This is a genomic window from Xanthomonas sp. LMG 12462, from assembly GCF_009192885.1.
Classification (GTDB): Bacteria; Pseudomonadota; Gammaproteobacteria; order Xanthomonadales; family Xanthomonadaceae; genus Xanthomonas_A; species Xanthomonas_A sontii.
The window spans coordinates 72534-85508 of the sequence record NZ_NMPP01000005.1 but is presented as its reverse complement, the minus strand read 5'-3'; the positions used below and the strand labels follow the sequence as shown (position 1 = coordinate 85508).

The window sequence follows — 12975 nt, the reverse complement described above, 5'->3', positions numbered from 1 at the left end:
GCTCACTCCGAACGGTTGCCCCATGACCCTGGAACAACTCGCCCTGTTCGTGGCGGTGGCCGAGCGCCAGCACCTGACTCAGGGTGCGCAGGCCGCGCACCGCACGCCCTCGGCCGCCAGTGCCGCGATCAAGGCGTTGGAGCAGCAGTACGGGGTGGCTCTGTTCGACCGTGTCGGTCGCGGCCTGGTGCTGACCGCGGCCGGTGCGGCGTTCTGTGAGGACGCCAAGGCGATCCTGGCGCGCAGCCGTGCGGCCGAACTGGCGCTGAGCGAGTGGCGCGGCGTGCTGCGCGGCACCCTCGATCTGCACGCCAGCCAGACCGTGGCCAGCTACTGGTTGCCGACCCGGCTGATGGCGTTCCATGCGCGCTATCCGCAGATCGAGATCCGCCTGAGCGTGGGCAACACCGACAGCGTGGCGCGCGCGGTGCGCGAGGGACGCGCCGAACTGGGCTTCGTCGAGGGCCGCGTGCAGGCCGCGGAACTGCTGAGTTCGCCGCTGGGCCACGACCGGCTGCGCGTGGTCGCCGCGCCGGACCATCCGTTGGCGGGGCGTCGCCGCCCCGGGCTGGCACGACTGGTCGCCGACAGCACCTGGATCATGCGCGAACCCGGCTCGGGCACGCGCTCGGCGTTCGAGGCGGCGCTGCGCGATGCCGGCATCGGCCCGGAGCGCCTGCGTGTGGCGCTGTCCCTGCCCTCCAACGAAGCGGTGCTGTCGGCGGTGCAGGCCGGGCGCAGCCTGGCGGCGATCTCGCAGCTGGCCGCGGCGCCGTGGCTGGAGAGCGGCCGCCTGCAGCCCCTCGCCGTGGCCCTGGGCGAACGCACCTTCCATGCCCTGCGCCACCGCGAACGCAGCCTGGGTGCGGCGGCAGCCGCTCTGCTGGACTTGCAGGCCCCATCCACCGCGGCCTGAGCCTCGCGTGGGCGACGGTAGACGCGGCGCGCGATATCCATTCCAAAACGAGATAGCCCTCGGCAAATGCTTCATTGGAATGGAATGCCTGTCGCTTCTATCCTCGTTTCCGGTCTCTCGCGCGCCAAGGCAGCGGAAGGGGAATGTCCGCGGCGCCGCCAGCGGACATGCCACGCACGCCCCGCCACGTCGACAGACACGCCATCGAGGACAGCGATCGGGACAGCCTGCAGCCCTGCATGACGCCCTGCCGATGCCTCCAGGACCGGGTTTTCCGGCCCACGCCAACTTGCTCGGTCACTTTTTGTCCTGGGAGGGAACAAAAATGCCTTTGGAACAGTCCCGTCGCCCGGTCGGCCGGCGCGCGCACCGCCCTGCCGCCCGCACCCTGCTGGGCGCGGCCATCGTCCTGGCCCTGTCCGGCAGCTTCGCCGCGCACGCGCAGAGCACCAGCGCCGATCTGGCCGCCGCGCAACCCGCCAAGCCCGATGCCACGACCGGCCAGCAACCGGTCACCCTGGACAACGTGATGGTGGTCGGCCAGCGCGCCAGCCTGGAACAGGCGGTGCAGGCCAAGCAGCTCGACGACCACGTGGTGGAAGTCATCTCCGCCGACAACATGGGGCAGATGCCCAACGTCACCGTGGCCGAGGCGCTGGTGCGCCTGCCCGGCGTCAACGGCACCCGCGACCGCGGCAACGAAAGCCTGGCCACCGTGCGCGGCCTCGGCCCACGCATGACCATGGGCACGGTCAACGGCCGCGAGATCGCCTCCTCCGAACCCAACCGCGCGGTGCGCTGGGAAGTCTTCCCCACCGAGATCGTCTCCACCGTCAAGGTCTACAAGACTCCGTCGGCGGACCTGATCGCCGGCGGCATCGCCGCCACCGTGGACATCTCCACGATCAACCCGCTCGACCACACCGGCCCGACCTTCGTCGCCACCGGCGGCCCGGTCTACTACGACGAGGCCAAGGACGCGCGCGACTACTCGCCGTGGGGCCAGCGCCTGGGCGCGAGCTGGATCCACCGCATCAACGACAACCTGGCGGTCGCGCTCGGCGCCACCTACCAGAAGCAGAAGAACGCCGGCGTCTCGATCGGCACCTGGGGCTACACCGACGACAGCAACGCACGCGATGTGGATGGCGACGGCAAGGTCGACTACACCCCCTGGGGCGCGGCCGACCAGCTCAAGCTGACCGAGCAGACCCGCACTGGCGCCATGGGCACCGTGCAGTGGCGCTCGGGCAACCTGGAACTCAAGCTCGACGGCCTGTACTCGCGCATCCGCATCGACGAGGACCAGCGCCAGAACTGGTTCAACAACCTCGGCTACAGCATCTACTCGGCCAGCAATCCGTACACCACGCCTGGCTCGTCCTACACCATCGTCGATGGCGACGTGGTCGCCGGCACCCTGGCCAATTCCAAGCTGCAGGTGGACCACGTCGTGGCCCGCTACGACGAGGTCAAGACGCTGGCAGCCGGCGGCCTCAACGCCAAGTGGCGCGGCGACGTGTGGACGCTGGGCAGCGACCTGTCGTTCTCGCAGGCCAAGCGCGACAACGACTGGCGCGCGGTGCGCTTCGGCAGCAACCCGGACACGGTGTCGTTCGACTTCCGCCACGGCGTCACCCCCACCATCAGCACCAGTTCCGACGCGCCGGAATGGGGCATCAGCGGCCAGACCGAGCCGCAGGCGCTGCGCGACCGCATCGCCGCGCTGGCGCTGAGCGCCAGCCGCGCGATCGAGGATTCCCCGGTCACCGCGCTGGAATTCGGCGCGCGCGCGTCACGCCGCGAGAAACAGAACCGCCATTTCACCAGCTTCCAGTCGGGCTACAGCCAGCCGATCTCGGCCTACCAGAACCTGATCTACCCGGTGACGATGCCGGACCTGAACGTACCGACCCTGACCGGCGGCGACCTGGACGCGATCGCCAAGCTCGGCTTCGGCGGCTTCGATCCCAGCCTGGCCACCGAGCAGCGCCTGGACCACTGGAACGTCGAGGAGAACGTGCGCGAGGCCTTCGCCAAGGCGGTGTTCAGTTCGCAGTGGTTCGGCGTCGACGTCACCGGCAACGCCGGCGTGCGCGTGGTCCACACCGACACCGACAGCCACGGCTACGACACCGTCGGCGGCGTGGTGCAGCCGAGCAGCGCCGGCAAGACCTACACCGACGTGCTGCCCAGCGCCACGGTCAATTTCCTGATCGACCCCGAGCGCATCCTGCGCGTGTCGGTGGCCAAGGTGATGGCGCGGCCGCCGCTGGACGAACTGCGCACCGGGCGCGCGCTCGACGACCCCAACACCACCGTCGGCCAGCTCACCGGCAGCGGCGGCAACCCGCAGCTCAATCCGTTCCGCGCCACCCAACTCGACCTGTCCTACGAGTGGTACTTCCACAAGGAAGCGCTGGCGGCGCTGGCGCTGTACCGCAAGTGGGTGGATTCGAGCATCGGCTACAAGACCCAGCACGAGACCATCGACGGCCGCGACTACCTGATCAGCGGTCCGTTCAATGGCGGCGGCGGCTACATCAACGGTGCCGAGCTGACCTTCCAGACCCCGTTCTTCTTCATCCCGCACATGGAGAACTTCGGCATCTACTCGAACTACTCGTACGTGGAATCCAACCTGCACGAGTTCTCGCCGGCGGACAATCCGCTGCCGCTCAGCGGCCTGGCGCGCAACACCGGCACGCTGGACCTCTGGTACAACAACAGCAAGTTCGAAGCGCGGATCGGCTACAAGTACCACAGCCCCTACACCGTGGTGTACGGCTGGAACGCGGCGCGGCTGGCGCGACTGGAGAGCGAAGGCACGGTGGACCTGAGCCTGGCGTGGCGCTACAGCGAGCACCTGGGCTTCAAGTTCCAGGTCGGCAACCTGACCAACGAACCGTTGCGCGCCTACAGCGACAACAAGCGCAACCGGCTCGCCAACCAGGACGATGGCGGCTACCAGCTGTTCGGCCGCCGCTTCGCCCTGGAAGCGACCTACACGTTCTGAGCCGGTGGAGACCCGCATGCGATCCAGACGCACCTGGCTGCCGGCGCTCGCGCTGGCTCTCGCCACCGCCCTCGCCGCGCCCCTGGCCGGCGCCGGCACGCTGTACCTCGGCGCCGACCTGTCCTACGTCAACGAGATGGAGGATTGCGGGGTGCAGTACCGCGACCACGGCGCGGTGCGCGACCCGTTCGAGCTGTTCCATGCGCACGGTGCCAACCTGGTGCGCGTGCGCCTGTGGAACGATGCGCGCTGGACGCGCTACAGCGATCTGAGCGACGTCAAGAAGACCATCCGCCGCGCGCGCGCGCAGGGCATGCAGGTGCTGCTGGACTTCCACTACTCGGACGACTGGGCCGACGGCGAGAAGCAACTGATCCCCAAGGCCTGGGCCAACATCACCGACCAGGACGAACTGGCGCGCACGCTGTACGGCTTCACCTACGACACGCTCAGCGCGCTGGACCGCGCCGGGCTGATGCCGGAACTGGTGCAGGTGGGCAACGAAAGCAATTCCGACCTGATGGACAGCCAGCCCTGGGACAAGCGCCGGCCGATCGACTGGACCCGCAACGCCAAGCTGTTCAACGCCGGCATCCAGGCGGTGCGCGATGCCGGCGCGCGCTCGACGATCAAGCCCAAGGTGATGCTGCACATCGCCCAGCCGGAGAACGTGGAGCCGTGGTTCGCCGACGCCGCCAAGGCCGGCGTGCGCGACTTCGACTTCATCGGCATCAGCTACTACCGCAAGTGGTCGCGCGAGACCATGGACCAGCTCGGCGCCACCATCAAGCGCCTGCGCCAGCGCTATCCGGCCGAGGTGATGGTGGTGGAGACCGCCTATCCGTGGACGCTGGAAAGCGGCGACCCCTCGCCCAACCTGCTCGGCGCCGACTCGCTGATCAAGGGCTACCCGGCGACGCCGCAAGGCCAGTTGAACTACCTGGTCGACCTCACCCAACTGGTGGTCGACAACGGCGGCAGCGGTGTCGTGTACTGGGAACCGGCCTGGACCAGCAACCAGTGCAAGACGCGCTGGGGCGTCGGCTCCTCCTGGGAGAACGCCAGCTTCTTCGATTTCCGCCACGGCAACGAACTGCTGCCCGGCATCGGCTTCATGCAGCACGCCTACCGACCGGCGCCGGCCACGACGACCGGCAAGCGTGCCGCGCCGGCGCAGGACGCGCAGCCATGATCGAACTGAGCCGCCGCGACCTGCTGCGCTCGCTGGTCGCCGGCGGCGTGCAGGTGGCGGTGCCCGGCGCGGCCGCGGCGCTGGCGCCGGCCGCGCTCGCCGCCACGCCGGCTGGTAGCACCGCCATTGCGCCGCTCTCGCTGGACCTGGACGACGACGCACCGCGCCAGCGCCTGCTGTGCGATGGCGGCTGGCGCTTCCATCTCGGTCACGCCGACGACCCGGCGCGCGACTTCAACTTCGGCACCTTCCAGCGCACCTACGCCAAGGCCGGCAAGGACACTGCCGACGCCGCCCTGCTCGCCTTCGACGACAGCGCCTGGGAACGCATCGACCTGCCGCACGACTGGGCGGTGGCGCTGCCGCCGCGCCAGGACCCGACCTCCACCCTGGTCAACGGCGAAGACCCGGCCGCCGCGCACGGCTACACGCCGCTGGGCCGCACCGATCCACAGACCAGCATCGGCTGGTACCGGCGCGTGCTGGAGATTCCGGCGGAAGACCTGGGCAAGCGGATCAGCCTGGAATTCGACGGTGTGTTCCGCGACTGCATCGTGTTCTGCAACGGCCACATCGTCGGCCGCAACAGCAGCGGCTACTGCGGCTTCGACGTCGATCTCAGCGACGTGCTCGACTACGGCGCCGAAAACATCATCGCCGTGCGCGTGGACGCCACGCTCGGCGAAGGCTGGTTCTACGAGGGCGCCGGCATCTACCGCCACGTCTGGCTGCGCACCACCGACGCGCTGCACGTGCCGATGGACGGTGTGTACGTGCGCAGCGCCTGGGACGGCGGCGACGCGCAGGCGCTGGTGGAGACCGAACTCGGCAACCGCGGCGCGACGCCGCGGCAGTGCAGTGTGGTCTCGGTGATCCGCGCACCGGACGGGCGCATCGTCGCGCAGGCCAGTTCCGCGCCGATCACGGTCGAGCCCGGCGTAGTGCAGCGCGTGCAGCAGACCCTGGACCTGGGCACGCCCGCGCCGTGGTCGCCGGAGAACCCGCAACGCTACACGCTGTCCACGCGCCTGCTCGGCGACGGCCGCACCTGCGACGCGACCACCACCCGCTTCGGCGTGCGCCGCCTGCAGTTCGATCCGCAGCGCGGCCTGCTGCTCAATGGCGCGGCCTACAAGCTGCACGGCACCAACAACCACCAGGACCATGCCGGCGTCGGCACCGCCATTCCCGACCGCCTGCACGAATGGCGCCTGCGCCAGCTCAAGTCGATGGGCTGCAACGCCTACCGCAGCGCGCACAACCCGGCCTCGCCGGCGGTGCTGGAGCTGTGCGACCGGCTGGGCCTGCTGCTGATCGACGAGACCCGGCGCATGTCCTCCGACGACGAGGCCATGGCCGAACTGACGTCGATGGTGCGGCGCGGCCGCAACCATCCCTGCGTGATGCTGTGGTCGCTGGGCAACGAAGAGCCGCAGATGGTGACCGCGCGCGGCGCGCGCATCGTCGCGCGCATGCAGCGCCTGGTGCGGCGCCTGGATCCGAGCCGCCCCACCACCTTCGCCATGGACAAGGGCTTCGACGACGGCGTCGGCCAGGTCGTGGACGTGGTCGGCTTCAACTACCGCACCACGCAGATGGACGCCTTCCACGCGCGCCATCCGCAGATCCCGGTCTACGGCAGCGAAACCGGCAGCACCGTCGGCGTGCGCGGCAACTACCGCACCGACGACGTGCGCGGCTACGCCCGCGCCTACGACCTCGACTACCCCTGGTGGGCCAGCAGCGCCGAAGCCTGGTGGAGCTACGTCGCGCAGCGCCCGTACATCGCCGGCGGCTTCGTCTGGACCGGCTTCGACTACCGCGGCGAGCCGACCCCGTACAACCGCTGGCCGAACGTGGCCTCGCAGTTCGGCATCCTCGACAGTTGCGGTTTCCCCAAGGACAACTACTGGTACTACCGCGCGCAATGGACCGCCGCGCCGGTGCTGCACCTGTTCCCGCACTGGAACTGGGACGGCCTGCTGGACGAGCGCGACAACGGCATGGTCGACGTCTGGTGCCACAGCAACCTGGACGCGGTGGAACTGCTGGTCAACGGCGTCAGCCAGGGCCTGCAGCAGGTGCCGGCCTACGGCCACGTCGAGTGGCGCGTGCGCTACGCACCGGGCCGCATCGAAGCGCGCGGCTACCGCGACGGCAAGCAGGTGCTGACGCAGCGCCGCGAGACCGTGGGCGCCCCGGCCGCGGTGCGCCTGCGCTGCGAACGGGCGAATCTGCTGGCCGACGCCGAGGACGTGGCCGTGGTCGCGGTGGAGATCGTCGACGCCAAGGGCCGCGTCGTGCCCACCGCCAGCGACGCCGTGCGCTTCGCCGTCCGCGGCCCCGGCCGCCTGATCGGCGTGGGCAACGGTGACCCGTCCAGCCACGAACCCGACAAGGCCGATCAGCGCCGCGCCTTCAACGGCCTGTGCATGGCCTTGCTGCAGACCACGCGCGATGCCGGCACGCTGACACTGGAAGCGACCGCGCCCGGATTGGTGCCTGCGCGGCTGGCGCTGAAGAGTGTGCGCACCAGGCCGCGGCCGTTCGTCGCCTGAGGCGGGGGCGCGCTTTCAAGGAGCTGCGCGGCACCATCGTCATGCGCTCCCGACTCGGTGCTCCTACGCGGCGCTGGCGCGCCAGCTGCGCCCGCCCAAGCCGTGGTCGGCACACGCGCGACGCACAATGAAGCGAAGCCGCTGACGCGTCATTCCGAAGCCGATCTACGACGCCTCGCCAGCGTCGCCGCAGCCACGACGCTGCATCGCCCCGGCGATGCACGCTCCCCCACCGCGCATCGCGGCGAGGGAGCGCCAGCCCTCACCGCAAGCGCGACAAGGCACCGATCCCGGCGATCGCCAGCCGCTCCGCGGGCAGCGCTGTTTCGGCGAACGACAGCCGCAGGTAACGGATCTGCCGGACCTCGGGGAAATTCAGCCGCTGGGTCGAGAGCGCGTAGGCGATATTGGACAACTCGCCGCCACCGGCCGGCTGCCAGTGCTGGCCATCCTCGCTGCTTTCGGCGCGATAGCCCTTCGGCGGCGCCGCACCGTTCATCACCGTGCGCGAGGGGGTGAGGCTGAAGCCGGCGACCTGGCGCAGCGCACCCAGGTCGATGGTCACCTGCACGGGATGGCCCGGCGTGGGAGCGGGCACGACCCAGATCGTGCCGGCATCGTCGTCGAGCAACTTCTCCGCTCCCGGCGCGCTGGCCGCGACGATGCGCCAACCCGCGGTGGACAGCACGTCCGGCGCGTTCGTCGTGGGCCGCGCGACCGCAACGGGCGCCACCGCGCGGAACAGCGCGAATTCGCTGATCGCCGGACAGACAGGCGCCTCGAGCACACGCAGGCGCACACGGCGCGCGGCGATCGGACGATCGAGCCGCAGGATCCGCTGCGCGCCGATGCATTGCGCTTCGGCCAAGCGCTGCCACTGCCCATCTACCTCGGCGTCGACCGCGAAGCGGGTGACGCGCACGCCCAGCGGCAGGTATTCGCGCAGCCGGATCAGGTCGAAGCTGCGCGCCGCCGACAGTTCCAGCGACAGCGTCGGCGTGGTGACGTCGTCCGGCGTGGACCAGTAGCTGTCCGGCTGGCGGTCGAGCACACGCTCCGGCTCGAACCCCGGACCGCGCGACGCGTTGGCGCTGGCCTTGGCGCCCTTGGCCAGATCGATGGCGAAGCTGGCGCGGATCGCATCGCCGAAGCTCTTCAACACCGCGACGTCGTGGTCGGCGATGCGGCCGCGTCGGTCCGGCGGAAGATTGAGGTTCATGTTGGTGCCGCGTGCGACCGAGGTATCGAAGTAGCGCACCAGATTCTCCGGGCTGCGCACCTTGCCGTCTTCGTCGGCATGGTAGAACCAGCCCGGGCGGATCGAGGTGTTGGTTTCCGCAGGCCACCACAGCGCCCCGCCCCGCACGCCGGCGTTGCCGTTTTCCTGCGTGTAAGGCGCATTGGGCATGGTCGGCCAGCACGGATCGCCGGCCACGCCCTCTTCGTTGCCGACCCAACGGATATCTGCGCCCAGCGGATCGAAGGTGCAGGCCATCGGCTGGTGTTGGTGGACCAGCTCGATCATCCGCGGCCAGTTGTAGTAGGCGGGGGCATCGATCTTGCGGGTTTCGCGCGCTCCGCCGTAGTAACCGTCGCCACCGTTGGCGCCGTCGAACCAGAACTCGAACAGGTCGCCATAACCCGTGCACAGCTCGACGATCTGCTTGCGGAAATAGTCGAGATAGCCGGGACGGCCATACTCGGCGTGGTTGCGATCCCAGGGAGAGAGATAGATGCCGAAGGCCAGGCCGGCACGCCGGCACGCCGCGGCCATTTCGCCGACGATGTCGCCCTTGCCGTTCTTGTAGGGCGAATTGCGAATGCAATGCTCGGTCAGGCGCGTCGGCCACAGGCAGAAGCCATCGTGGTGCTTGGCGGTGAAGATGATCCCCTTGAGGTTGCCCGCCTTGGCCGCGGCGACGATCTGATCGGCGGAGAAATCGCTGGGATCGAATCTGCGCGGATCTTCGTCGCCGTAACCCCATTCCTTGTCGGTGAAGGTGTTCATCGCAAAATGCACGAAGGCGTATTGCTCCCACCGGTGCCACCGCAGCTGCCGCGCGCTTGGCACGGCGCCCCACGGTGCCGGCCCTTTCGGGCGCGGCGCGGCCACGATCTGGGCGGCGGATGCGCTGAAGCCCGCGGCGACGGCCACGACCCCCGTGGCAAGAAAGGTACGACGATCGATCATGGACGCCTCCGGCTCTACACAAGCTCGGATCTTAGCTTTTCCAACGGCGAAACAGTCCTGCCCGAAGCGACACACGGTCGTTCAACGGACACAGCGTCACCGTGTGGCCGGTCCTCCGCCGCATGCTCGGGAATTGCACTGCGTGCTGTCGCCGATCCACTTTTTTACGGACAATTGCAGTTGGCGCCGAGACGACTCGCACGCAGTTGCTGCGGACTCGGCATTGCACATACTGCGTGCGCACCGGACATTCGCTGTCTCGCGCTTGGCCTTCCTGCCGTTGCCCGTGGAAACGGTGCGGCCCCGACGTTGCACCGTGGATCGGCAGGTGGCGCATCGAACCACGCACCGGGCTGGCGCCGCGCCGCGCTGTCATTTGCTGCCGGCACCCGTCCATACTTGTCCACAGACAGTCACCCCGAAACTCATTAAGTCACTGAATCAGATGCAGAATCGAGAAAAGACCCACGTTCCTGGAAGCGCAGCGGAGCACACCCCGCTGATGAAACAGTTCTTCGCCGCAAAGTCCGAGTACCCGGACCTGCTGCTGTTCTTCCGCATGGGCGATTTCTACGAACTGTTCTACGACGACGCGCGCAAGGCCGCGCGGCTGCTGGACATCACCCTGACCCAGCGCGGCAGTTCCGGCGGTGCGCCGATTCCGATGGCCGGGGTGCCGGTGCATGCCTACGAGGGCTATCTGGCGCGGCTGGTGGCGCTGGGCGAATCGGTGGCGATCTGCGAGCAGATCGGCGATCCGGCGCTGGCCAAAGGCTTGGTCGAGCGCAAGGTGGTGCGCATCGTCACCCCCGGCACGGTGACCGACGAGGCCTTGCTGGACGAGCGCCGCGACACCTTGCTGATGGCCATCGCACGCAACAAGCACGGCTACGGCCTGGCCTGGGCCGACCTGGCCGGCGGCCGCTTCCTGGTCAACGAGGTCGACAGCGAGGACGCGCTGGAGGCGGAACTGGCGCGGCTGGAGCCGGCCGAACTGCTGGTGCCCGACGAGGACCAGTGGCCGGAGTTCCTGCGCGAGCGCCGCGGCGTGCGCCGCCGGCCGCCGTGGCTGTTCGATGCCGACAGCGGCCGCCGCCAGTTGCTGGCGTTCTTCCAGTTGCACGATCTGAGCGGCTTCGGCATCGACGACAAGCCTCGCGCGACCGCCGCCGCCGGCGCCCTGCTCGGCTACGTGGAGGAAACCCAGAAACAGCGCCTGCCGCACCTGACCGCGATCGCGATGGAGACCGCCGGCGAGGCGATCGCGATGAACGCGGCCACCCGCCGCCACCTGGAGCTTGACACGCGCGTCGATGGCGACACCCGCAACACCCTGCTCGGCGTGCTCGACAGCACGGTCACGCCGATGGGCGGGCGCCTGCTGCGGCGCTGGCTGCACCGTCCGCTGCGCCTGCGCGAGGTGCTGGTGCAGCGCCACCACGCGGTCGGCACGCTGATCGACCGCGGCGCCGACGCCGACCTGCGTGAGGCGTTCCGCGCGCTCGGCGACGTCGAACGCATCCTCACCCGCGTCGCCCTGCGCTCGGCACGCCCACGCGACTTCTCCACCCTGCGCGACGGCCTGGGCCTGCTGCCGAAGGTGCGCGCGATCCTGGCGCCGCTGGATTCGCCGCGACTGGCCGCGCTGGCGGCGGAGCTGGGCCAGTACGACGAGATCGCGCACCTGCTGGCGTCGGCGATCGCCGAGCAGCCGCCGCTCAAGCTCAGCGACGGCGGCGTCATCGCTGCCGACTACGACGCCGAACTGGACGAGCTGCGCCGGCTCAGCACCAACGCCGACCAGTTCCTGATCGACCTGGAAGCGCGCGAACGCGCCAACAGCGGCATCACCACGCTGAAGGTCGGCTACAACCGCGTGCATGGTTACTACATCGAGATCAGCAAGGGCCAGGCCGACAAGGCGCCGGTGCACTACAGCCGGCGCCAGACCCTGACCAACGCCGAACGCTACATCACCGAGGAACTGAAGAACTTCGAGGACAAGGTGCTGTCGGCGCGCGAGCGCGCGTTGTCGCGCGAGAAGCTGCTCTACGAAGGCCTGCTGGACACGCTGGGCGAGCGCCTGGAGCCGCTCAAGCGCGCCGCCGCCGCGCTCAGCGAACTGGACGTGCTGGCCGGCTTCGCCGAACGCGCACAGGCGCTGGACTGGACCCCGCCGGAACTGGAGACCGGTGCGTGCCTGCGCATCGAACGCGGCCGCCACCCGGTGGTGGAAGCGGTGCGCGAGCAGCCGTTCGAGCCGAACGACCTGGACCTGCACCCCGACCGCCGCATGCTGGTGATCACCGGCCCGAACATGGGTGGTAAATCGACCTACATGCGCCAGAACGCGCTGATCGTGCTGCTCGCGCACATCGGCAGCTACGTGCCGGCGCGGCGCGCGGTGATCGGCCCGATCGACCGCATCCTCACCCGCATCGGCGCCGGCGACGACCTGGCGCGCGGCCAATCGACCTTCATGGTCGAAATGGCCGAAACCAGCTACATCCTGCACCACGCCACCGCGCAGTCGCTGGTGCTGATGGACGAGATCGGCCGCGGCACCTCCACCTACGACGGCCTGGCGCTGGCCGACGCGGTGGCGCGTCACCTCGCCCACCACAACCGCTGCTACACGCTGTTCGCCACGCACTATTTCGAGTTGACCGCACTGGCCGACGAATCGGTCGAAGGCGGCGCCAGCGGCATCGCCAACGTGCACCTGGACGCGGTCGAACACGGCGACCGCCTGGTGTTCATGCATGCGGTCAAGGACGGCCCGGCCAACCGCAGCTTCGGCCTGCAGGTGGCGGCGCTGGCCGGCCTGCCCCGGACCACCGTGGCGCAGGCACGGCGACGCCTGGCGGAACTGGAGCAACGCGGCGGCGAGAGCCACGCCTCGCAGATGGCGCCGCAGGCGCTGGACGCACCGCAGCAGTTCGGCCTGTTCGCGGCCACGCCCTCCGCCGCGCAGGAAGCGCTGGCCGCACTGGATCCGGACGAACTCACGCCCAAGCAGGCGCTGGAAGCGCTGTACCGGCTCAAGTCGCTGCTGTAGGCGGCCTGCGATTCAACCCCTCTCCCATCGGGAGAGGGGTTGGG

6 protein-coding genes are annotated in these 12975 nt (G+C 69.4%); 5 read left to right on the top strand and 1 reads right to left on the bottom strand.

The features are described from left to right. Positions 1-22: 22 nt before the first annotated feature. From CEK69_RS01915 to galA, 4 genes are all read left to right on the top strand, one after another. Positions 23-916 carry a LysR family transcriptional regulator gene (locus CEK69_RS01915; RefSeq protein WP_152237267.1) on the top strand — a complete coding sequence of 298 codons (894 nt, stop codon included), beginning with the start codon at positions 23-25 and terminating at the stop codon, positions 914-916. A gap of 325 nt (positions 917-1241) precedes the next feature. After that, positions 1242-3932, top strand: a complete 2691-nt coding sequence (locus CEK69_RS01910) for a TonB-dependent receptor (RefSeq protein ID WP_152243467.1) — start codon at positions 1242-1244, stop codon at positions 3930-3932. Between the two features lie 16 nt (positions 3933-3948). Beyond that, entirely contained in the window at positions 3949-5124 is a 1176-nt protein-coding gene (locus tag CEK69_RS01905) for an arabinogalactan endo-1,4-beta-galactosidase (RefSeq protein ID WP_152243465.1), read from the top strand. Further along, positions 5121-7682 carry a beta-galactosidase GalA gene (gene galA / locus CEK69_RS01900; RefSeq protein WP_152243464.1) on the top strand — a complete coding sequence of 854 codons (2562 nt, stop codon included), beginning with the start codon at positions 5121-5123 and terminating at the stop codon, positions 7680-7682. The genes CEK69_RS01905 and galA overlap by 4 nt, the downstream gene beginning before the upstream one ends. 262 nt (positions 7683-7944) lie before the next feature. Here galA and CEK69_RS01895 read toward each other — a convergent pair whose 3' ends face one another. After that, on the bottom strand, positions 7945-9873 hold the full coding sequence (locus tag CEK69_RS01895; RefSeq protein WP_152243462.1) for an alpha-L-fucosidase: 1929 nt from the start codon (positions 9871-9873) through the stop codon (positions 7945-7947). Between the two features lie 445 nt (positions 9874-10318). On the opposite strand from CEK69_RS01895, the gene mutS reads away from it, so the two are divergent. After that, positions 10319-12931 carry a DNA mismatch repair protein MutS gene (gene mutS, locus CEK69_RS01890; protein WP_152243460.1) on the top strand — a complete coding sequence of 871 codons (2613 nt, stop codon included), beginning with the start codon at positions 10319-10321 and terminating at the stop codon, positions 12929-12931. The last annotated feature ends 44 nt before the right edge of the window (positions 12932-12975 follow it).

Coding starts and splice junctions, on each gene's coding strand:
- CEK69_RS01915 (WP_152237267.1), top strand. CDS start 23: ATGACCCTGGAACAACTCGCCCTGTTCGTGGCGGTGGCCGAGCGCCAG.
- CEK69_RS01910 (WP_152243467.1), top strand. CDS start 1,242: ATGCCTTTGGAACAGTCCCGTCGCCCGGTCGGCCGGCGCGCGCACCGC.
- CEK69_RS01905 (WP_152243465.1), top strand. CDS start 3,949: ATGCGATCCAGACGCACCTGGCTGCCGGCGCTCGCGCTGGCTCTCGCC.
- galA (WP_152243464.1), top strand. CDS start 5,121: ATGATCGAACTGAGCCGCCGCGACCTGCTGCGCTCGCTGGTCGCCGGC.
- CEK69_RS01895 (WP_152243462.1), bottom strand. CDS start 9,873: ATGATCGATCGTCGTACCTTTCTTGCCACGGGGGTCGTGGCCGTCGCC.
- mutS (WP_152243460.1), top strand. CDS start 10,319: ATGCAGAATCGAGAAAAGACCCACGTTCCTGGAAGCGCAGCGGAGCAC.